The following is a 21224-nucleotide window of genomic DNA, read 5'->3' on the forward strand; positions in this document are numbered from 1 at the left end:
ACAGCTTGGCACTGAACATTGAACCTACATGTGTAGGATAGGTGGGAGGCTTTGAAGCAGAGACGCTAGTCTTTGTGGAGCCGTCCTTGAAATACCACCCTTGTAGTTTTGATGTTCTAACGTTGGCCCCTAATCGGGGTTACGGACAGTGCCTGGTGGGTAGTTTGACTGGGGCGGTCTCCTCCCAAAGAGTAACGGAGGAGCACGAAGGTTGGCTAAGTACGGTCGGACATCGTACGGTTAGTGTAATGGTAGAAGCCAGCTTAACTGCGAGACAGACACGTCGAGCAGGTACGAAAGTAGGTCATAGTGATCCGGTGGTTCTGAATGGAAGGGCCATCGCTCAACGGATAAAAGGTACTCCGGGGATAACAGGCTGATACCGCCCAAGAGTTCATATCGACGGCGGTGTTTGGCACCTCGATGTCGGCTCATCACATCCTGGGGCTGAAGTCGGTCCCAAGGGTATGGCTGTTCGCCATTTAAAGTGGTACGCGAGCTGGGTTTAGAACGTCGTGAGACAGTTCGGTCCCTATCTGCCGTGGGCGTTTGAGAATTGAGAGGGGTTGCTCCTAGTACGAGAGGACCGGAGTGAACGAACCGCTGGTGTTCGGGTTGTCATGCCAATGGCATTGCCCGGTAGCTACGTTCGGAACTGATAAGCGCTGAAAGCATCTAAGCGCGAAGCAGGCCTCGAGATGAGTTCTCACTAGACTTTTAAAGTCTCTGAAGGGCCGTTGAAGACTACAACGTTGATAGGCAGGATGTGGAAGTGGTGTGAGCCATTAAGCTAACCTGTACTAATTACCCGTGAGGCTTAACCATACAACGCCAAACGCGTTTTATGACAGCGTAACAGACAGAAGTTAGTATACTAAAGTAGATTTACGATTATCAGATTTCCAGATTTTATGTAGGGTGAACCGCAGCGCTTAATGCGAAATCAGTTCACCTTGCGCAAAGGACTCGTAAGCGCGATGCGCTTTGTCGAGAATCCTTTCCACGCATTTTGCTTGGTGACAATAGCGTTTTGGACCCACCTGACCCCATGCCGAACTCAGTAGTGAAACGAAACAGCGCCGATGATAGTGTGGCATTTGCCATGTGAAAGTAGGACATCGCCAGGCTCCTAATTAAAGAAACCCGATTCGCAAAGAGCGGGTTTTTTGTTGCCTGTAGAAAAATAAAACACCCAACCAAGACCCCCTACGACCTATATCCTAGTAGGCATAAGCGCAAGGTGAAGAGATGTAGGAGGCACTTTAGTGCCGAAAGTGTCTGATATGCCCTTCATACAACACCCCTGACATTCACGGCTAAAGCCGTTCCCACGCTTTATAATCAGATGTTTAATCACGATTCCCATGTTGTTTAATACCAATCCGCAAAAATACTTAATCATTTTGAGTGATCAAACCAGTCGCTACCTGCATTAAAAATTTCTGATTTAGAACAACTAAATAACTAAATTTTTGCCTTGTTATCAACGCGGTTTTATTGCCTCAAAATAGACCACTTAATTAAGCGGAATGGTATAATCATGACGACAAGAATGAAAGATTCCCTTAAATTGCTCACTTCGCTTCTGGTTCAAATAACTAGGCGTAGTAGGAGGCACTTTAGTGCCGAAAGTGTCTGATATGCCCTTCATACATAACCACTGACATTCACGGCTAAAGCCGTTCCTACACTTCTTAATAACGATGTTTAATCATGATGACAAGGTTGAAGGCTCTAAAATTGGCTACTTCACTTTACGCTAACCAAATTAGCGCGTAGGTGGCACTTTAGTGCCGAAAGTATCTGATTATGCCCTTCATACATAACCACTGACATTGACGGCTAAAGCCGTTCCTACAACGATGATAGAAGCGCTAGGGGCTCTAAAATTGCTCATTTCACATCTGGATCAAACAATTAGGACGTAGGAGGCACTTGAGTGCCGAAAGTGTCTGATATGCTCTTCACACATAACCCCTAACATTCACGGCTAAAGCCGTTCCTACGCTTCTTAATCACGATGTTCAATCACGGTTCTAACGTTGTTTAATCATGATGACAGTAGTGGAGAATGAGGGTTCTCTTTAATCACTCATTTCACTTCTGGCTCAAATAATTAGAGCTTAGTAGGAGGCACTTTAGTGCCGAAAGTATCTGATTATGCCCCCTTCATACATAACCACTGACATTGACGGCTAAAGCCGTTCCTACGCTCTATAATCACGGTTCTAACGTTGTTTAATCATGATGACAAGATTGGAGGGCTCTAAAATGGGCTGCTTCACTTTACGCTAACCTAATTAGCGCGTAGTAGGAGGTACTTGAGTGCCGAAGTATCTGATTATGCCCTTCATATATAACCACAGACATTCACGGCTACGCTTGTTAATCACGATCTATTGATCAATGTAGGTGAGGAGTGCCGCCTCTAAAATGGATTACTTCAGCTCACGCTATCCGTCTCTCATTAATAACTAACAGCATCACATTGAGCTAGACGAATTACAGCGCAAATAAAAACGCCAGCATGATGCCGGCGTTTAGTATTTAGGAAGGCTTATAAATTAAGCTTTTGGACCTGCAGATTTGATTGCTTCCGAAACATCGTATTTCGCGAAGTTTTCAGTGAAGTCAGATGCAAGTTTGTTTGCATATTCTGCGTATTTTTCTTTGTCTTCCCATGTGTTGATTGGGTTAAGAAGCTTGCTATCAACACCCGGTACAGCAACAGGGACGTCTAGGTTTAATACGTCGATGTGTTGCGTTTCAACATCTGACAACTTACCTGAAACAATAGCGTCAACTACTGCACGTGTTGTTGGGATGTCAAAGCGTTTACCTGTACCGTAAGGACCACCAGTCCAACCTGTGTTTACTAGGAATACTTTAGCGCCAAATTCACGTACACGCTTCATAAGAAGCTCTGCGTATACACCTGCAGGACGAGGGAAGAAAGGCGCACCAAAACACGTTGAGAATGTTGATTCGATATCGCTAGTTGAACCGATTTCAGTTGAACCTACTTTTGCAGTGTAACCACTTAGGAAGTGATATGCTGCTGCTTCTTCTGTTAACACTGATACAGGTGGTAATACACCACTCACGTCGCATGTTAAGAAAACAACGGCTTTTGGCTCACCGGCACGGTTTTCAACTTTACGTTTTTCTACGTGCTCTAGTGGGTAAGCTGCACGGCTATTTTGAGTTAAACTTGTGTCATGGAAATCCGGTACGCGGTTTTCATCAAGTACTACGTTTTCTAAGATAGTACCAAAACGGATTGCATTCCAAATAACGGGCTCGTTCTTTTGTGAAAGGTCGATACATTTAGCGTAGCAACCGCCTTCGATATTAAATACGCTACCAGGCGCCCAACCATGCTCGTCATCACCGATAAGGAAACGTGTCGGATCCGCAGATAGTGTTGTTTTACCAGTGCCAGATAAACCGAAGAACAATGCTGTGTCACCTGCTTCACCTACGTTAGCTGAACAGTGCATTGGTAATACACCTTTCGCAGGTAATAGGAAGTTCTGTACAGAGAACATTGATTTTTTCATTTCACCGGCATAACGCATACCAGCCAATAGCACTTTGCGTTGTGCAAAGTTAATGATTACTGTGCCATCGCTATTTGTGCCATCACGTTCAGGGTCACAAACAAATGAAGGAACATTCATTACCTGCCACTGAGGTAAATCAGATGCATTATAAGTTTCAGGTTCGATAAACATGTTTTTGGCAAAAATGTGATGCCATGCAGTTTCTGTTGTTACAACGACTGGTAAATAGTGCTCAGGATCAGCGCCAACTTCTAGGTGAGAGATGAAGTGGTCGTTGCTTTGTACATGAGCTTCTACACGAGCCCATAACGCATCAAACTTGTCTGCATCGAATGGGCGGTTTACGTTACCCCATTGGATTTCGTTTTCAGTGCTTGGCTCTTGAACAATAAAACGGTCTTTTGGAGAACGGCCAGTACGACGACCAGTGTTAGCAACAAATGCACCATTAGCGGCTAAAGTCCCTTCGCCACGACGAATCGCGTGTTCGACTAGTTCAGCTGCAGTAAGATCGACAAAACGAGTAGCGTTTGCAGTCATGTTTATACCTAAATTGTGTGAGATTGAACGGGATAGCTCTGGGGTTCTTGTTTTCCCTTAAGCTGAAATAATAGTAACAGAAGGATTAGGGATATTCGAGTGTCTGAAGGGGTTAAAAACACATATATTTGGTAAAAAACATGAATAATTTCAATGATACCGGTGTCATAAAATGGGGCTTTTTCATGACACCGGTATCATAAAAATTAAGAAAAAAGCCGCAACAAATGCGGCTTTTAATATAATAATACTATTAAGTGGTCATTTAGTTAAAAATTGCTTTAATATCCTGCTCGTTAAAAACGTAATCTTTTAAGCAATAATGACAGCTAATTTTAACTTCACCTTTTTCTTTTACATCATCTAATAAAGCATCTTGACCAATATTGACTAATGCTGCAATTGTCTTGTCTCTGCTACAGCCACAACGGAAATTGATACTTTGTGGTTCGAACAATTGAGGGTTATCTTCATGATACAGACGAGTAAGAACAGTATTAGCATCAAGATTAAGTAACTCTTCATCTTTAATTGTATTACTGATTGCTTCAAGGTGAGTGAAGTCTTCTACTGACTTATCTTTATTTACCGGTAAAACTTGTAAGAATAAGCCGGCTGCTTTTGCTGAGCCAGCGGTGATTTCAGTCGCAAACCAAAGACGGGTTTTCAATTGTTCTGATTGCTCAAAATAGCTTTCGAGGCATTTATCTAAGGTGTCGTGTTCAAGCGGAACAATACCTTGATAACGCTCACCTTTTGTTGGCGTTATCGTGATAACCATATAACCGTTACCAATCAAGTCTTTAATAGTACTACCTTGAACTTCACCTTGCAGGCGAGCAATACCACGCATATTTTGCTTATCATCACCATTAATAACAGCATATTTCACAGGGCCATCACCTTGTAGCTGTACGGCAATTTCACCTTCAAACTTTAAGGTGGCTGTTAATAAGCAAGTTGCAACAAGCAACTCACCTAAGAGTGCCTGAACAGGAGCTGGGTAATTATGGTTGGCGATCATCTCTTGATAGGTGTTTTCAATTTGTACGAGTTCACCACGTACATCGAGTTGATCAAATATATAACGATGAAGTAAATCTTGTTGCATGTGTTACATTACCTAACTTGATTTCATTTTTAACAGTTCACGTCTTTGCTTTTTATCAGGCTTTCTATCAGGATGTGGAGCAAAGAAGCTGTTATTCTTTCTTGCGATTGCATTTGCTTCGCGCTTTTCAATACTTGCTTGAGTTTCTTGGTATAAGGTCTGTGCAATGGGGGCACTTTGACGTTTATCAAGGACCTTCACTATTGTCACTACCTTTTCGTCGACTCCTTGCAGCAGTTTTATGACTGCGCCCACCTCGACGATTTTACTGGGCTTTGTTCGTTGACCATTATAATGCACTTTACCGCCTTGCACCATGTCTCGCGCAACAGAGCGGGTTTTATAGAAACGGGCAGCCCATAACCATTTATCAAGGCGGACGTTTAATTCGTCTTGACTGTTTTTTGACTGCTGAGTGTTACCTTTTGACACAATTGTGCTCTTTTAAAGCTGCTAGAGTATAGGCAAAATTTACCATGAAACTTAATCATAAAGAAACAGTCAAAGTTTTTCCTTGCTACCCCTGTTAGTCGAAACGACCTTGTTTACAAAGTTTAATATACGTGTGCTTGTTGAATGAAAAATGAAAAGGTACTATAGGCCTGCTATAAAGCAGTAAATTAAAATAAGAAATAGAATATATGGATCAACACTTACAACAAGTTAGACAGTTTTTAAACGGCTTACCTCATGCCAAGCTAAGTGCATTAGTTGTGCTGTTAGTTGTTGTTTATATTGCCTTTTTATCCTCGAAGTTGTTCTGGTTGTTGTGGCCTGAACCTGATACAAAAGCACTGCCCGCAAGTCGAACAACGATGACTGCGAAACGCATCGAAACAGTCAATTCACGACAAATTCTTGAACAACATTTATTCGGTAAAGTGGTTGTTGAAGCTAAAAAACCTGCCGCAAAGCAAACGCAAGTTATTAACAATGCCCCTGAAACTCGTTTAAGTATTAATCTAACGGGTATCGTGGCTGTTAGCCAAAACGATCAAGCTGGTTTGGCTATAATAGAGTCTCAAGGAAAACAAGAAACGTATGTTGTTGATGATGTAATTCAAGGCACTCGAGCGAAGCTCGCACAAGTCTTACCTGATCGTGTTATTTTGGATGTAAGTGGTCGCTTTGAAACATTAATGCTTGATGGACTCGATTTTACAAAAACAGTTTCTATGCCTGTTTTGGCTGAGCAACAAGAGCCAGAATTAGAAGAAGGTCCTCAGGATATCGATGCGGACAATGAAATCAATGCGACTGAAGATCAAGAAGTCAAAGAAGCGATTATTGAAACGCGTGAAGAAGTATTAAACGACCCTGGTAAATTATTCGACTACATTCGTGTATCGCAAGCGATGGTCGACGGTGAACTGGTGGGTTATCGCTTAAGCCCTGGTAAAGACCCGGCATTATTTAAGCAGATGGGATTAATGAATAATGATTTAGCCATTGCGATTAATGGCTATCAATTAAATGATTTAAAACAGGCAATGTCAGCAATAAACGAATTACGTAATAGTACTGACGCAAGTATCACTATCGAGCGTGATGGTGAGCAAATTGATGTGCAATTTAGCCTGCAATAATTAGCTTTGGAGTTTTTATAGAATGGTTCACGCGCTACACCTCACAAAAATCAAAAAAGGGTTAGCTAAGTATGCAGCGCTTTTTTTATTAACAGGATTATCGCTCTCAGTTTCGGCTGTTGAGTATGCTGCAAACTTTAAAGGCACCGATATTAATGAGTTCATTAATATTGTGGGTAAAAATCTCAATAAAACAGTGATCATCGATCCGAACGTGCGCGGCAAAGTTAATGTGCGCAGTTATGAGTTAATGGATGAGAAGCTGTACTATCAATTTTTCTTAAATGTATTAGAAGTATACGGTTATTCAGCTGTTGAGATGGATAACGGCATTCTTAAAATTGAGAAAAGCTCTGACGCTAAAAAATCGAACGTCCCTTTAGTGACGGAAGATAACCAAGCCAGTGGCGATATGATGGTCACGCGCGTTGTGCGAGTTAAGAATGTTAGCGTACAAGAGTTAGGTCCGTTAGTTCGTCAGTTTAGCGATCAAAAAGACGGGGGGCATGTTGCTAACTTCAACGCCGCTAACGTAATGATGCTTACCGGCCACGCTGCCTCTGTAAATCGTTTAGTTGAAATCATCCGTTCAGTTGACCAAGCCGGTGATAAGCGAGTTGATATTGTTCAACTTAAGTTTGCTACAGCGGATGATGTTGTCTCTGTTGTTGACAATATTTATAAAGATAGTGGTAAAGGCAGCATCCCTGAATTTTTGATTCCGAAAGTGGTTGCCGATGGTCGTACTAACAGTGTGATTGTCAGTGGTGAGGCGCAGGCCCGTACGCGTGCTGTTGAGTTAATCAGCCGCTTAGACGGTGAACTTGAGAATCAAGGTAATACCAAGGTCATTTACTTAAATTATGCAAAAGCAGAAGATTTAGTAAAAGTATTGCAAGGTGTGAGTAAAACACTCGCTGAAGATGGCCAAGGTGGCGCAACGAAAGCTCGTTCACGCAGTCAGAACGAAACAAGCATAGAAGCGCACCCTGATTCAAACTCGTTGGTTATTACAGCCCAGCCAGATACGATGCGCTCACTTGAGCAAGTTATTGAGCGCTTAGATATTCGTCGCGCACAGGTGCTAGTTGAGGCAATTATTGTTGAGGTTCTTGAGGCCGATGGCATTAACTTTGGTTTGCAATGGATTTCAGAGCAAGGCGGAATGATGCAGTTTAACAACGGCACAACAGTGCCTGTTGGCTCATTGGCTGTTGCGGCAGAGCAAGCACGTGATAAAACGATTCAAGGGACGGTTGTTGGTACAGAAACCGGTAATGTTACAAATACCTCAGAGACACAGGAAGGTGACTTAGGGCCACTTGGTGCGTTACTCGGTGGTATTAATGGTCTTGCAATGGGTATTGTGAAAAATGACTGGGGTGCGATTATCCAAGCCGTTTCAACAGATACCAATTCAAATATTCTTGCAACGCCCTCTGTCACCACCATGGATAACGAAGAAGCGTCGATGATCGTTGGTCAAGAAGTACCAATTATCACTGGGTCACAAACGGGTTCAAATAATTCTAACCCATTCCAAACGGTTGAACGTCAAGAAGTGGGTGTGAAACTCAAAGTAACACCACAAATTAATGATGGCTCGGCGGTTCAGTTAACGATTGAGCAAGAAGTCTCTGGCGTAAGTGGTGCAACTTCAGTCGATATCTCAGTGAATAAGCGTGCGATTAAAACCACCGTTATGGCCGATGATGGTGGCATGGTCGTGTTAGGCGGTTTAATTGATGAAGACGTACAAGAAAGTGTCTCGAAAGTTCCATTGTTAGGTGACATTCCTATTTTAGGGCACTTATTCCGTTCAACCAGTACCAGTAAGCGCAAGCGTAACTTAATTGTATTTATTCGTCCGACGATTGTTCGTGATGGTATGAGCATGAATAAGTTAAGTCATTCAAAATATAACTTCATCCGTGGTGAGCAGCATAAACAAAAAGAAGATGGGATTGATTTAATGCCATTAACTGATATGCCAATCTTACCAGAATGGAATGATGCGTTGGTATTACCGCCAACGTATGAAGAATACCTGAAACAACAAAACGCAGATGATCGTAAAGATGACTGATGCAATTACAGAGATTAATGACGAGTTAGCGCAGAGTGCGTCTATTGACCATGATGAGCTCTTAACAAGTGATGATCTTGTTAGCTTGCCTGCAAAGCGCTTACCGTTTTCATATGCGCGTCGTGCTGGTGTCTTGCTAAGTAAAAATGGTGATAATTGGACTGTTTTTTATCGCGGCGAATTAGACGTAACGGCTTTACTTGAAGTACGTCGTATTGCGGGACGTGGTTTTTCACTCGAGCAGTTGCCAGACGACAAATTTGAGCTGTTACTTGAGGCTTCTTATCAACGCGATAGTTCTGAAACACAGCAAATGATGGAAGATATTGGCAATGAAGTTGACTTATTTTCTTTAGCTGATGAACTACCGCAAACAGAAGACTTACTCGCAGGGGATGATGACGCACCTATTATTAAACTCATTAATGCCATGCTCAGTGAGGCAATTAAAGAGGGTGCTTCAGACATTCACATTGAAACCTTTGAGCAAGAGTTAGTAATTCGCTTTAGGGTAGACGGTGTCTTAAAAGAAGTTTTAAAACCAAATCGTAAACTTGCATCCTTACTCGTGTCACGTATTAAGGTTATGGCAAAGCTCGATATTGCAGAAAAGCGTATTCCACAAGATGGGCGTATAAGTTTACGTATTGCTGGACGTGCTGTTGATGTACGTGTATCAACGATGCCATCAAGTTTTGGTGAGCGTGTTGTACTGCGTTTACTTGATAAAAATAATGCGCGCTTAAATCTTGAAGATTTGGGGATGACCGAGCGAAATCGCGAATTGTTCGCTGATCTCATCAGTAAGCCTCACGGTATTATTTTGGTAACTGGTCCCACAGGTTCTGGTAAAAGTACCACTTTGTATGCGGGTATGAGTCAAATAAACTCACGTGACCGTAATATTTTGACGGTTGAAGACCCGATTGAGTACGAAATACCGGGGATTGGTCAAACACAAGTAAACACCAAAGTAGATATGACCTTTGCGCGGGGATTGCGTGCAATTTTACGTCAAGACCCTGATGTCGTCATGGTGGGGGAGATCCGAGACCTTGAAACCGCACAAATCGGTGTGCAAGCGTCGTTAACGGGTCACTTAGTTATGTCGACTTTACATACCAATACCGCTGCGGGTGCGATTACCCGTATGGAAGATATGGGAGTAGAACCTTTCCTGTTGTCTTCTTCTTTGCTGGGTGTGTTATCACAACGTCTAGTGCGTACTTTATGCAATAGCTGTAAAGAAGGGCATGTCGCCGACGAGCGAGAGTGCCAGTTATTAGGTGTTAACCCTGCAGAGCCACCGACGATTTACCGTGCTGTAGGCTGTGAAGAGTGTAACTTTAATGGTTATCGTGGCCGTACGGGGATTCATGAATTACTGGTTGTTGATGAGGCTATTCGTGAAATGATCCACAGCGGTAAAGGCGAACAAAGTGTTGAAAAGTACATTCGTACTCGTAGCCCAAGTATTCGTCAAGATGGCTGTAGCCGTGTGTTGGCAGGCCGTACAACCTTAGAAGAAGTCTTGCGTGTAACGCGTGAGGAAGGTTAATTATGGCTGCATTTGAGTACCGCGCCCTGGATGGTAAAGGTAAAGAGAAAAAAGGCATTCTTGAAGCCGATACGGTAAAGCAAATACGTCAAACATTACGTGACCAAGGCCTGATGCCTTTAGAGGTTGTCGCTGCAGCAGAGGGTGAAAAGCAAGTTAAAGGGGCTAAAAAGTCATTATTTAGCGGTTTTTTCAAACCAAAAATATCGACCTCAGATTTAGCGCTGATTACTCGTCAACTTGCCACCTTAATTCAGTCAGCATTACCTGTCGAAGGGGCGGTAATGGCCGTCGCTGAGCAATGTGAAAAACCGCGTTTAAAACGTATGCTCATGTCTGTACGCTCAAAAGTTGTTGAAGGCTACACACTCGCAGATGGTATGAGTGAGTTTCCGCATGTATTTGATGATTTATATCGTGCCATGGTGGCTGCCGGTGAAAAATCGGGCCACTTAGATCAAGTATTAAATCGTTTAGCTGATTACACGGAACAACGTCAGCATATGCGTAGTCAAATAACACAAGCGATGGTATATCCAATCATTCTTGTTGTGTTTGCTATCGCAATTGTTTCAGTGTTGTTGGGCACGGTGGTTCCCAAAATATTAAAAACATTCGAAAAATCAAAACAAGTACTTCCTTGGACGACAGAGTGGGTTATGGCAGCCAGTAACTTTGTACAAAATTATTGGTTTATTAGTTTAATAATTATCACTGCACTCTCAGTGGGAATTAAGCATGCACTCAAACGACCAAAAATTCGTTACTGGTTTGATGAAAAAGTACTTTACTTGCCTGGTATAGGTAAAGTCGCGAGAGGGGTGAATACCGCTCGATTCGCACGAACGTTAAGTATTTTATCTTCAAGCTCCGTTCCCTTACTCGAAGGTATGCGTATCTCTGGTGGGGTATTGGTTAATGAGAAAATGAAAAAATCGGTGCAAGATGCAGCCACCCGAGTCAGTGAAGGGGCGAGCCTTCGTGCCGCTTTACAACAAACGAAACTTTTTCCACCTATGATGCTGCACATGATCGCAAGTGGCGAAAAGTCAGGTGAACTTGAGCAAATGCTTGAGCGAGCAGCAAATAACCAAGATCGTGAGTTTGAAAGCATGGTCAACGTGTCTTTAAAACTTTTAGAGCCAGCGATGATTGCATCAATGGCGGTCATTGTCTTGTTTATTGTTATGGCAATACTGCAGCCAATTATGGCAATGAATAAGGCAGTAGGACTTTAAATTAGGGAACGGTAGAGCAACAGCCAGTAGCTGTCGCTTTATAATAAATTATTGAAGAAAATTAGAGGTATTTTTGTGAACAAACAGTCAGGTTTCTCATTATTAGAAGTCATGGTGGTACTGGTTATCATCGGTATGATTATGTCAATTGTGGCACCAAACATTATGGGCCAACAAGAAGAGGCAGCGATCGACAAAGCACACCTAGATATTCAACAAATTGAAGATGCGTTAAGCCTTTATAAGCTGAAGAATAAAGCCTATCCAACCACAGAACAGGGTCTAGAAGCGCTTGTTACTAAAACGAGCATCGAGCCGGTTCCAAAACGTTTTCCAGATGGTGGTTTTATTGAAAAGTTACCTGAAGATCCATGGGGCAACCCGTACCAACTAATTAGCCCAGGAGAAATTGGTAAAATTGATATTTTTTCAATGGGTCCAGATGGCGAAGCTGGCACCGATGATGACATCGGTAACTGGGATGAAGAAAAGCAATAATGCGTAAACTCAGCCAGATGTTTACCTTTTATACACATCAAGGCTTACTATTATGGTAAGCCTTAATCGTTTACGTTTGGCTGGGCGTGCTAAGCACGCAAAAGGTTTTAGCCTCATCGAAATATTAATGGTGCTTGTGGTGATAGGGTTTGTCACTAAAATGGTGGCCTACAGTTTTGATGGTGGTGCAGAAGAAAAATTAGAAAAACAAGCGCTCAGATTACACACCACGATTAATATGGCATCTGAATTTGCCATCTTAAATCAGGTCGAGTTAGGCTTTCATTTAGATCAAAATGTATTTGAATTTTTAGTGTTTGATGGTGAAAAGTGGGTCACCTTCGATCGTGAAAAATTGTTTGCGCCTATTAAAGTAGACGAAGATTTTAAATTAACCTTGAATCTCGAAGATTTGGCATGGGCACAAGATAACTTACTTGAGCAATCGAACTGGCGTGAATTGATGAGCGGCGGTGACGAAGATAGTTTATTAGAACTTAAAAAGTTAAAGATTCCACAGGTACTGATCCTTTCTTCAGGAGAAGTCAGTGCTTTTCAGTTAGTGTATGAGCTGAAAGAGGAGCGTGAACCGCAGTATTTTATCGAAGGCGAGTTCATGGCTCCTGTTAAACTTCGTATGGAGCCAGAGTAATGACTAAGTCAGCGGGTTTCACTTTACTTGAAGTCATGGTTGCTTTGGCTATTTGTGCCATGGCGGGTATTGCTGCAATGCAGGCAACGGGTGAACACATCAATCACTTGTCGACGATTGAAGAGCAAACATATGCATCATGGGTTGCTGAAAATGTCATAGTTGAGCAGCGAACAAAAGGTGATAAGTGGGCGGGCAAAAATGGCACTAAAGGCAGTGAGACATTGGCTGGTTATGAGTGGTATTGGCGTCAAGATGTCATTGCTACGGCAGATAAAAGCTTCGTGAAAGTCACTATTAATGTGTTTGCTGACGAAAAACTAGAATACCCCATTTATGAACTTGTTACTTATTTAAACAAAGGTGACAAGTAGTGAAGCAACGCGGGTTTACCTTACTTGAAGTTATCGTCGCAATGGGCATTTTAGCGTTTGTGGTGTTATCGACTCATCAAATCTTAGAATCAACCACCAAGGCTAAAGAAGCCTCAGATGAGACAATCGCAGAGCTCAATGGCTTTCAAACGGTATTTCGTCTTATGGACCAAGACTTTAGCCAAATGACGAAACGTCAAGTACGCAATGAGGCGGGAGACTTTCAAGAAGGTTACATTCTTGCTGGGCGTTATGTATTTGACAGTCAATATGATGGCATTGGTTTTGTGCGTGATGGGTGGATTAATCCAATAAACTTGCTGCCGCGCTCTGAGTTACAAGCTGTTGGTTATCGTGTTATCGATGATAACCTAGAGCGCATATACCGAGTATATGTTGATCAGCTCGATAATATGGAACCGCGTTCGCAAGTTATTCTAGAAGATATTGAAGATCTGAAGTTTGAATTTCTTGATGATAAAGACGAATGGCAAGAGCAGTGGCAAGTCGCTGCATTACCGAAGGCTGTTGCCGTGACCATTCAAAAAATAGAACAAGAGCCTATTCGCCGAGTCTTTTTAGTGCCCGGTGAAGGTGTAGTGAGTACTCAGCCATGATGATTAAACGTTCTCAAGGTGCCGCACTTGTTATTGTTTTATTTATTGTCGCATTAGCCGCTATGCTAGCGGTCGAAATGAGTGCAAACCTGATGGTGCAAGTGCAGCGTAGTACTAATATACAAAGTCATCAGCAAGCTAAGTGGTATGCTTTTGCTGCTGAAGAATTAGCGATTAAAGCGATTAAACAAACTAAAAAAGATGACCCTGATAAAATTCATCTAGGGCAAGTCTGGGCGCAGCAAGGTGGGGTTCCTTACCCTGTTGATAATGGCACGTTAAGTGGCACGATTACGGATTTGCAAGCGTGCTTGAACTTAAATGCTTTACGCACAAAACCTGTGCAACAAACCGGCTCGGCTAATAAAACGAACCCAGCGCACAAAGCATTGTTAGCTTTACTTGAGAATATTGAAGACTTACCCGCAGATGAGTCTGAAGAGGCAATGGCTGACAGCGTCTATGACTGGCTCGATGAAGACAGTATTACTTATCGCTCAGGTGCAGAAGAAGATGAGTACTTATCGCGTAAGTATCCCTACATGACTGCAAACAGCTTTTTTGCTTCAACATCAGAGTTGCGTTTAGTTAAAGGCTTCAATCCATTAGTGATGGAAAAAGTATTGCCCTTTGTGTGTGTGATACCAGACAGTGAACTTTTAGCGATTAATGTAAATACCTTGCCTAATGAAAGTGCCATTATTCTAAGCTCGCTTATTGATGGCCTCAGTTTATCAGGCGCAGAAAGTGTATTATCGTCTCGCCCTGAAGAGGGATTTGATGATATGAACGCATTTTTTGAACAAGTTAATCAACAAGGCGCACAAAACGTCGAAGCTGTTAAAGACTTGTTCACCATCAACAGTGATTATTTTAAACTACAAACGCAAGCTGAATTTGCAGAGTTGCGTTTTTCGATGACCACCTTACTCCATGCCAATAATGGTAAAGTAACGATACTGGCGCGAAAATTTGGAGGCGTACAGTGACAGAAATATTGTTGATCCGTGCGGGTCAAACATTACAAGATAGCCTTAGTTGGCTAATTTACTCACCGACAGAACAAGAAATAATTGCGAGCGGCGAAATCGCCAGTGCAGCACAATTAGGTGAGTTAACTGAAAAAGCACAAACCCGTGAAGTGGTTGCTCTTTTACCGAGTGATCAAATTCAGCTAAAAACAGTTGAATTGCCGACTAAATGGAGTCGTAAGTTAGAGCAGGCATTGCCCTATATGCTTGAAGAAGATATCGCGTGTGATGTCGACGACCTATTTATTGCGATTGCTGAGCCTACACTCATAGATGAAAAGCATGCGGTTAATATCGCCATGACCGATCGTGAGTGGTTTGAGCAGTGGCTTGCTACATTCAATGAGCATGATATTGAAGTATTTAAAGTGTTACCTGACGCATTATTACTTCCTCGAGTCGACAATGAAAATACCCTGCGTACCGTTGAACTCAATGGCCAATGGTTATGTAAATTAGGTCACTGGCATATTGCAGCTGTTGAAACAGACTGGCTAGATGGTTATTTGACCGCAATGGGCCACCCAGATGTTGCACATTTTAGTCCAGCCACCGGGTTCCCTGAATCAGTTAATCTTGAGGCAAAAACGGAGCTGTATGATTTACCGCTCGCTTTATTTGCGAAACAACTCCCTGAAATTAGTTTTAATCTACGCCAAGGTGTATATCAATTAAAGAAAAAGTCAGCCATTTGGTGGGGATACTGGCAAAAAGCCGCTATTGCCGCAGGGGTTGCATTGGTATGCAGTGTGGGGGTTAAGTCCCTTGAGTTATATAAACTAAATACTCAACTTGAGAAAACGAAGGCACAAGTTGTGACTAACTATCAGCGCGCTTTTCCTAATAAGAAAGTACGCCCACAGTTGATTCGTAGTCAAATTCGTAATGAACTCGCATTGCTCGATAGCGGAAGTACCGCTGGTTTCTTAGATTTGACTAATGACTTAGTGACTATTTTTAGTGAAGTAAAAGACTTCACGCCAGAAACTTTGCGTTATGACCAAGGCCGCAACGAGTTACGTATTCGTGCACGTGGTAAAGATTTCCAATCGTTTGGAAAAGTAAAAGCAATTTTAGAACAGCGAGGCTTAACGGTTGATCAAGGCTCACTAAATAATGATGGTGATTTTGTCGTCGGTGAAATTAAGTTGCGAGGTGCGGCATGAAAAACCAATTAATTAGTTACTGGCGTTCATTAAAAGAGCAAGAACAACAACTTGTTGTCGTCGCTGGGGTGATTTTTGTTATTTTTATCCTTGTGATGGGAATCTTTAGGCCGTTAAATGCGGCGATTGAAAAAGCAGAACAAGACACGATAAAACAACAAGAATTGCTGGCATGGGTTGATGAGAGCATTGTTAAGTTAAAGGCCAGTGGCAGTGCACGAGTAGCGAATGACCGCAGCTTAAGTCAAATTGTGAATAGCACGCGAAATCGTTATCAGATCACCATCAGTAAAATGCAACCGAATGATAATTCACTGCGTTTAACTATCGATTCTGTCGAGTTTAACAAGTTGGTTGAGTGGCTTGATGAATTAGTTAATTCACAAGGTGTACTGATTGAAAACTTAGACATTAGTAAAGACGATAAGTCTGGTTTTGTTCGTGTCAGTCGTTTGGTACTAGAGAAGTAGACGATGAAAAGAATTATTTTATTAGTCACAGTATTTGTGATGTGTTTTTTGGTGTTTACGCTTATAAAAACACCCGCTGCAATTGCACTAGATTTAGCTGCACCGCATTTACCAAAACAATTGCAACTAGGCAAAGCCAGTGGTTCGCTTTGGGATGGTCGCATAATGCAGGTACGTTTTGATGGTGAGCAACTTAATAATGTACGGTGGAAGTTATCTGGCTGGTCATTGTTGACGGGCAAACTCGTTGGTACGGTGCGCTTTGGTGATCCGCGTGATAAAACAGATATTTCGGGCCATGCTGATTTTTCGTATGGGTTGTTCAATCAAGCTGTTGTGGTAAAAAATACCACACTACGTTTGAGCGTTGAGCGTGCGATGGCGCGCTTAAAACTGCCATTGCCAATTAGTGCACAAGGGCGTGTGATTGTTGATCTCGATGAGTTCAGCTCTGGTCAGCCGTATTGTGAAACGTTAATGGGTGAGATTGCCAGTCCCAATATCGATGTTCAAGGACTTAATGGCTGGTTTAGTGTTGGCCCACTGAGCGGCCGTCTTAGTTGTAAATCAGGCGATATAGCTGTCTTGGTTGACCCTGAAAATCGCTTAGGTCTTGAGGCCGATGCTGTACTAAAAGCCAATTTAGATTTTAAAGTGGCAGGGTATATAAAACCAGAAGCCAGTCTACCAAAAGAAGTGCATGACGCTGCGAAGTTTTTAGGGCGTCCAGATAGCGAAGGACGCTATCCACTTAATTTATAAACACGACTTTAATTGAAGGCATTATGCAAATTCCTGAGTTTTCAAAAGAGCAAAGCGCCTTATTAGCACGCTTTCTTGCTGAGCAAAAAGACGCGCTATCGTTAGCACAAACACACGGTTATTTATTTGCCGTTATTTGTGCGCCCGAGCCATTGGATGTTCATCAGTGGTTTGAGCAAGTTGTCCCTGGTTGTGATGGGCAAATGGATGAGCAGGTATTGTTTGCATTTATGGCGCTATATCAGCAAATCAGTGAACACGTATTTGAAACCGGATACAGCTTACCCGTAAGTTTGCAATTTAATTCTGCTCAGCAGCCGTACCTTGATATGCAAGAGTGTCAGCATTGGAGCCAAGGCTTTATGCTTGGGGCGCAGGGCTATATTGCTAAATTGTTAGCTGCGCCACAACTAGCAAGTGAATTAAAAGAAGCACTTGAGACAGCACAGCAAAGTTTGTGTTTCTTTATACTCGACTCAGCTGATATAGCATCGATTGCCAATCAGCATGGTTTAACCGAAGGGCTGTTATGTCAACAGCAGTATGAAGTGATGAATGAGTTTGCAGCAGGCTTTGCTGAGTTAATCGAAGCCGTTGCAGTAAATAGCCAGCTTTATAATGATGAAGGCTGGGGCTAAGCAAGCTCTAACACAATATCTGTGCAGCCTTTTGCACAACGAACAATGCCTTTGCCAGGCTGTTCAGTCTGTAGGTTTAAGGTAAGGACTCCTTTGCATGTTTCACAATGCATAGTCTGTCCTTTTGCCAACTTTTTTAGCATATTGCGCTGTTTAGCAAATGAATCGCTGGTTTTTTTATTAAGCGCAGAAAAATCCATTATTTATTTAACCTTTCTTCAAGTGCATCCGAAACAATATTACAAACACGTTCTAGGCGTTCACCATAGAAATATAAGTTAATATCTTTTTCACGACAATAATGTAAATGAAAGATTTGCAGTTTATCGTCATTCAAAAAAGCCTCTTCGACGTACTCACGCTCTGAATTCGATAAATTAAGCTGTGACTTAATCGTGTTCTTCGCCATATTCGCGGCGGGGCTGCGGTTAACTTGGCTAAAATCTGAAAGTACGTTCACCCCATCACCTAACAACCGTTCTCTGGGTTCTTTGATCAAAGGGTGATCAATCGTGAACAATGCTAAAATAATAAGTACTAAAATGATAAATTTTTTCATAGCACACAGAACTTTGATCTAAATAAAGAAGGAATTGGGACAAGTTTAATAAAATGGCTGATTTAAAAGCAAGAATATACGATGAAATAATTAAAAAGTTCATATTTTAGATCATTCCCTGAAATTTTTGAGAGATTGAGTATAATACTTTCGATAGGTTGGAAATTTCAGAAAACTCTGAACGAAATGAGATGCATTCTAATTTGTCGTATTGGCTTTATAACCTATTTAACTGCAAACATCAGTTTGAGTTTATTTCCTAGTGGCGTTGAGGAATTTTGATGGATAAACAAATTAAGGTTAAAAACATCCCAACGGAAGTAAAAATCCAAAAACCGGAAAACGCTTCCCATGATGATAGATTTAATCCTCGCAATCGAATTTATGTAAGAGCAGTAACAGGCTTGCATCAGCTGTTAAGGCGACGAATTGGTTTCGTTGGCATGCTTGCATTTATGCTTTTACCTTGGATTAACTTCCACGGACAGCAAGCTGTGCTGTTCGATTTAGTAGGCCAAAAGTTTAATATCTTCGGCCTCACTCTGTGGCCACAAGATTTAACCATTCTTGCGTTTATTCTTATGCTTGCAGCTTTTGCGCTGTTCCTCGTCACCACATTTTATGGCCGAGTCTGGTGTGGTTACACATGTCCGCAAACTGTATGGACATTTATTTTTATTTGGTTCGAAGAAAAGTTTGAAGGCACTGCAAACCAGCGTAAGAAGTTAGATCAACGCCCCATGGACTTTGATAAGTTTTGGCGTAAAACGGCAAAACACAGCAGCTGGTGGCTGTTTTCACTGTATACAGCGTTTACCTTTGTTGGCTACTTTACACCTATACGCCAGCTACTTCCGGATGTTTTTACTTTGGATGCCACAGCCTATTCTTATGGGTGTATCGCATTATTTGCTGTGTGTACATACGGCAATGCAGGGTGGATGCGTGAAATTATGTGTTTGCATATCTGTCCTTATTCGCGTTTTCAGTCGGCCATGTTTGATAAAGACACTTTTACAGTAAGTTATGATGAATCTCGTGGCGAAAGTCGTGGTCCTCGTTCACGTAAACAAGATCCGAAAGAGTTAGGACTCGGTGACTGTATCGATTGTAACTTATGCGTACAAGTGTGCCCGACAGGGATAGATATTCGCAACGGTTTGCAATATGAATGTATCAACTGTGGTGCCTGTATTGATGCTTGCGATGGTGTAATGGATAAAATGAATTACCCACGTGGGCTCATTTCATATACCACAGAGCGAAACTTAGAAACCCCTGAAAATAAAACGCATGCTTTGCGACCTAAATTGATTGGTTATCTTGTTATCCTTGTTGTGTTAACCGGGGCTCTCGTGGCAAATATTGCCATGCGTAAACCAATGGAGCTTGATATTATCCGCGACCGTAATCAGCTATACCGGGTTGACTTTAATGGCTTAGTTGAAAACACCTACACACTTAAAGTGATTAACAAAGCGCAATACGAGCAAACGTTTAATATTACAGTGGAAGGCTTAAATAACTTTGAATATATAGGCAAACAAACATTCACAGTGCCCTCAGGTGAATCTTATAACGTGCCCTTGTCATTAGTGGTTGATCCGTACGATTTGAAAAAGCCGATGACAAAATTCGAGTTTATACTTTCGGTGGAGGGGCAGCCTGAAATTCAGATTTCGCAGCCTAGTAACTTCTTTAAGGCGCAATAATTCAGTACACTGAGCAAATACAATAAAAAGCGGGGTTTTCCCGCTTTTTTTATATAATGGGACACTATGAGTAAATTTAGCTTTGTTGACCTCACACCCGATTCAATTTTAGACGCAGTTGAAAGTATTGGGATCTATGCTGAGTCAGGATTACTTGCTTTAAACAGCTATGAAAATCGCGTTTATCAGTTTAAAGCAGAAGACGGTTACCGATACGTTGTAAAATTCTATCGTCCTGAGCGTTGGAGCAAAGAACAAATATTAGAAGAGCATGCGTTTGCTTTTGAACTTGCTGATGCAGAAGTTCCCGTCGTTGCGCCCGTAGTAAAGGACGGGAAAAGCCTCTTTGAGCATGATGGCTATTTATTTGCCTTATTTCCCAGTGTGGGCGGGCGTATTTTCGAAGTTGATAACTTAGATCAACTCGATGTATTAGGCCGTTTAATTGGTCGTATGCATCAAGTTGCAAAAGCATCTTCATTTAATCATCGCCCAGTGATCAGTTGTGAAGAATACCTTCAGACAGCTAAAGTTCAGTTACAAGCAAGTAACTTGATGCCAACGTCATTAGAAAATGCTTTTTATACGATTTTGGATTTGGTTATTAAAGAAACCACAGCCCAATATAAAAATGTAGAGACAATTCGATTACATGGTGACTGCCATGCGGGCAATATTTTGTGGGCGGGTGATGCACTGATGTTTGTTGACCTCGATGACAGCAGACAAGGTCCTGCAATTCAAGACTTATGGATGATGCTCAGTGGCGATCGTAACAATCAACTGTTACAGTTAGACACCTTGGTAGCAGCGTATGAAGAGTTTTGTGATTTTGACCACAGCCAGCTGAAATTAATTGAGCCATTACGCGCGATGCGCATGGTGCATTACATGGGGTGGTTAGCAAAACGTTGGGATGATCCTGCATTCCCACGGAACTTTTCATGGTTCGCAGAAGACAAATACTGGGAGCAGCAAATACTCGCGTTAAAAGAACAGCTTGCAGCGCTACAAGAACCACCGTTAAAATTATTACCATAAATTTTTAAAAGATAAGTAAAGA

Annotated in this window: 20 protein-coding genes and 2 rRNA genes (1 of these 22 running past the window's edge); 17 read left to right on the top strand and 5 right to left on the bottom strand. The window is 42.0% G+C overall.

From position 1 onward, the window contains the following. Both IT970_RS01500 and rrf read left to right on the top strand, forming a co-directional pair. A 23S ribosomal RNA gene (locus IT970_RS01500) occupies positions 1–825 on the top strand (it extends 2061 nt beyond the left edge of the window). 187 nt (positions 826–1012) lie between these two features. After that, positions 1013–1127, top strand: a 5S ribosomal RNA gene (gene rrf / locus IT970_RS01505). A 1437-nt stretch (positions 1128–2564) separates the two neighbouring features. Here rrf and IT970_RS01510 read toward each other — a convergent pair. The 3 genes from IT970_RS01510 to hslR all read right to left on the bottom strand — a co-directional run bounded on the left by IT970_RS01510 (position 2565) and on the right by hslR (position 5649). Beyond that, the gene (locus IT970_RS01510; RefSeq protein ID WP_036974522.1) at positions 2565–4103 is read right to left on the bottom strand and encodes a phosphoenolpyruvate carboxykinase; all 1539 of its coding nucleotides are present in this window, start codon (positions 4101–4103) and stop codon (positions 2565–2567) included. A 265-nt stretch (positions 4104–4368) separates the two neighbouring features. After that, complete coding sequence (gene hslO, locus IT970_RS01515; protein WP_075593180.1) at positions 4369–5214, bottom strand: Hsp33 family molecular chaperone HslO; 846 nt, start codon at positions 5212–5214, stop codon at positions 4369–4371. A 12-nt stretch (positions 5215–5226) separates the two neighbouring features. Next, positions 5227–5649, bottom strand: coding sequence for a ribosome-associated heat shock protein Hsp15 (gene hslR, locus IT970_RS01520; protein ID WP_371915632.1), 423 nt, complete (start codon positions 5647–5649; stop codon positions 5227–5229). Between the two features lie 206 nt (positions 5650–5855). On the opposite strand from hslR, the gene gspC reads away from it, so the two are divergent. The 13 genes from gspC (at position 5856) to IT970_RS01585 (ending at position 17890) form a co-directional block, all read left to right on the top strand. Then, entirely contained in the window at positions 5856–6800 is a 945-nt protein-coding gene (gspC, locus tag IT970_RS01525; protein WP_036974516.1) for a type II secretion system protein GspC, read from the top strand. 22 nt (positions 6801–6822) lie between these two features. Further along, on the top strand, positions 6823–8886 hold the full coding sequence (gene gspD / locus IT970_RS01530) for a type II secretion system secretin GspD (RefSeq protein ID WP_036974515.1): 2064 nt from the start codon (positions 6823–6825) through the stop codon (positions 8884–8886). Then, positions 8879–10444, top strand: coding sequence for a type II secretion system ATPase GspE (gspE, locus tag IT970_RS01535; RefSeq protein WP_036974514.1), 1566 nt, complete (start codon positions 8879–8881; stop codon positions 10442–10444). Before gspD ends, gspE begins: the two co-directional genes overlap by 8 nt. A gap of 2 nt (positions 10445–10446) precedes the next feature. Continuing rightward, positions 10447–11682, top strand: coding sequence for a type II secretion system inner membrane protein GspF (gene gspF / locus IT970_RS01540; RefSeq protein WP_036974513.1), 1236 nt, complete (start codon positions 10447–10449; stop codon positions 11680–11682). Positions 11683–11757: 75 nt separating this feature from the next. Next, positions 11758–12180, top strand: a complete 423-nt coding sequence (gspG, locus tag IT970_RS01545) for a type II secretion system major pseudopilin GspG (RefSeq protein WP_036974512.1) — start codon at positions 11758–11760, stop codon at positions 12178–12180. A 52-nt stretch (positions 12181–12232) separates the two neighbouring features. Further along, positions 12233–12832 carry a prepilin-type N-terminal cleavage/methylation domain-containing protein gene (locus IT970_RS01550; RefSeq protein ID WP_081759816.1) on the top strand — a complete coding sequence of 200 codons (600 nt, stop codon included), beginning with the start codon at positions 12233–12235 and terminating at the stop codon, positions 12830–12832. Beyond that, positions 12832–13206 carry a type II secretion system minor pseudopilin GspI gene (gene gspI / locus IT970_RS01555; RefSeq protein WP_075593178.1) on the top strand — a complete coding sequence of 125 codons (375 nt, stop codon included), beginning with the start codon at positions 12832–12834 and terminating at the stop codon, positions 13204–13206. The genes IT970_RS01550 and gspI overlap by 1 nt, the downstream gene beginning before the upstream one ends. Further along, complete coding sequence (gene gspJ, locus IT970_RS01560; protein WP_036974506.1) at positions 13206–13823, top strand: type II secretion system minor pseudopilin GspJ; 618 nt, start codon at positions 13206–13208, stop codon at positions 13821–13823. The genes gspI and gspJ overlap by 1 nt, the downstream gene beginning before the upstream one ends. Then, complete coding sequence (gspK, locus tag IT970_RS01565; RefSeq protein WP_074989848.1) at positions 13820–14812, top strand: type II secretion system minor pseudopilin GspK; 993 nt, start codon at positions 13820–13822, stop codon at positions 14810–14812. The genes gspJ and gspK overlap by 4 nt, the downstream gene beginning before the upstream one ends. Next, complete coding sequence (gene gspL, locus IT970_RS01570) at positions 14809–16020, top strand: type II secretion system protein GspL (RefSeq protein ID WP_036974501.1); 1212 nt, start codon at positions 14809–14811, stop codon at positions 16018–16020. Before gspK ends, gspL begins: the two co-directional genes overlap by 4 nt. Continuing rightward, on the top strand, positions 16017–16490 hold the full coding sequence (gspM, locus tag IT970_RS01575; protein WP_036974499.1) for a type II secretion system protein GspM: 474 nt from the start codon (positions 16017–16019) through the stop codon (positions 16488–16490). Before gspL ends, gspM begins: the two co-directional genes overlap by 4 nt. Positions 16491–16493: 3 nt before the next feature. Then, the gene (locus IT970_RS01580; RefSeq protein WP_075593177.1) at positions 16494–17252 is read left to right on the top strand and encodes a type II secretion system protein N; all 759 of its coding nucleotides are present in this window, start codon (positions 16494–16496) and stop codon (positions 17250–17252) included. Positions 17253–17275: 23 nt separating this feature from the next. After that, a complete protein-coding gene (locus IT970_RS01585; protein ID WP_075593176.1) occupies positions 17276–17890 on the top strand; it encodes a UPF0149 family protein in 615 nt (204 codons plus the stop codon). Here IT970_RS01585 and IT970_RS01590 read toward each other — a convergent pair. After that, entirely contained in the window at positions 17887–18090 is a 204-nt protein-coding gene (locus IT970_RS01590; RefSeq protein ID WP_075593175.1) for a hypothetical protein, read from the bottom strand. The two genes, IT970_RS01585 and IT970_RS01590, sit on opposite strands and share 4 nt — an antisense overlap. Beyond that, positions 18090–18449, bottom strand: coding sequence for a hypothetical protein (locus IT970_RS01595; RefSeq protein WP_036974493.1), 360 nt, complete (start codon positions 18447–18449; stop codon positions 18090–18092). Before IT970_RS01595 ends, IT970_RS01590 begins: the two co-directional genes overlap by 1 nt. A gap of 281 nt (positions 18450–18730) precedes the next feature. Between IT970_RS01595 and ccoG the strand changes: the two genes are divergently transcribed. After that, positions 18731–20161 (top strand): cytochrome c oxidase accessory protein CcoG, encoded by a 1431-nt coding sequence (gene ccoG / locus IT970_RS01600; protein ID WP_075593174.1) that lies wholly within the window; start codon positions 18731–18733, stop codon positions 20159–20161. A 66-nt stretch (positions 20162–20227) separates the two neighbouring features. Next, entirely contained in the window at positions 20228–21202 is a 975-nt protein-coding gene (locus tag IT970_RS01605) for a serine/threonine protein kinase (RefSeq protein ID WP_036974489.1), read from the top strand. The last annotated feature ends 22 nt before the right edge of the window (positions 21203–21224 follow it).

Origin of the sequence: Pseudoalteromonas sp. A41-2 (genome assembly GCF_015767615.1) — a bacterium.
Taxonomy (GTDB): domain Bacteria; phylum Pseudomonadota; class Gammaproteobacteria; order Enterobacterales; family Alteromonadaceae; genus Pseudoalteromonas; species Pseudoalteromonas lipolytica.

Bases quoted from the DNA above. Each gene is read 5' to 3' on its own strand.
- IT970_RS01580 (WP_075593177.1), top strand. From the start codon at position 16,494: ATGAAAAGAATTATTTTATTAGTCACAGTATTTGTGATGTGTTTTTTG.
- IT970_RS01550 (WP_081759816.1), top strand. From the start codon at position 12,233: ATGGTAAGCCTTAATCGTTTACGTTTGGCTGGGCGTGCTAAGCACGCA.
- IT970_RS01605 (WP_036974489.1), top strand. From the start codon at position 20,228: ATGAGTAAATTTAGCTTTGTTGACCTCACACCCGATTCAATTTTAGAC.
- gspI (WP_075593178.1), top strand. From the start codon at position 12,832: ATGACTAAGTCAGCGGGTTTCACTTTACTTGAAGTCATGGTTGCTTTG.
- gspF (WP_036974513.1), top strand. From the start codon at position 10,447: ATGGCTGCATTTGAGTACCGCGCCCTGGATGGTAAAGGTAAAGAGAAA.
- gspM (WP_036974499.1), top strand. From the start codon at position 16,017: ATGAAAAACCAATTAATTAGTTACTGGCGTTCATTAAAAGAGCAAGAA.
- gspE (WP_036974514.1), top strand. From the start codon at position 8,879: ATGACTGATGCAATTACAGAGATTAATGACGAGTTAGCGCAGAGTGCG.
- gspK (WP_074989848.1), top strand. From the start codon at position 13,820: ATGATGATTAAACGTTCTCAAGGTGCCGCACTTGTTATTGTTTTATTT.
- IT970_RS01510 (WP_036974522.1), bottom strand. From the start codon at position 4,103: ATGACTGCAAACGCTACTCGTTTTGTCGATCTTACTGCAGCTGAACTA.
- IT970_RS01590 (WP_075593175.1), bottom strand. From the start codon at position 18,090: ATGGATTTTTCTGCGCTTAATAAAAAAACCAGCGATTCATTTGCTAAA.
- IT970_RS01595 (WP_036974493.1), bottom strand. From the start codon at position 18,449: ATGAAAAAATTTATCATTTTAGTACTTATTATTTTAGCATTGTTCACG.
- ccoG (WP_075593174.1), top strand. From the start codon at position 18,731: ATGGATAAACAAATTAAGGTTAAAAACATCCCAACGGAAGTAAAAATC.
- gspD (WP_036974515.1), top strand. From the start codon at position 6,823: ATGGTTCACGCGCTACACCTCACAAAAATCAAAAAAGGGTTAGCTAAG.
- hslO (WP_075593180.1), bottom strand. From the start codon at position 5,214: ATGCAACAAGATTTACTTCATCGTTATATATTTGATCAACTCGATGTA.
- gspC (WP_036974516.1), top strand. From the start codon at position 5,856: ATGGATCAACACTTACAACAAGTTAGACAGTTTTTAAACGGCTTACCT.
- IT970_RS01585 (WP_075593176.1), top strand. From the start codon at position 17,276: ATGCAAATTCCTGAGTTTTCAAAAGAGCAAAGCGCCTTATTAGCACGC.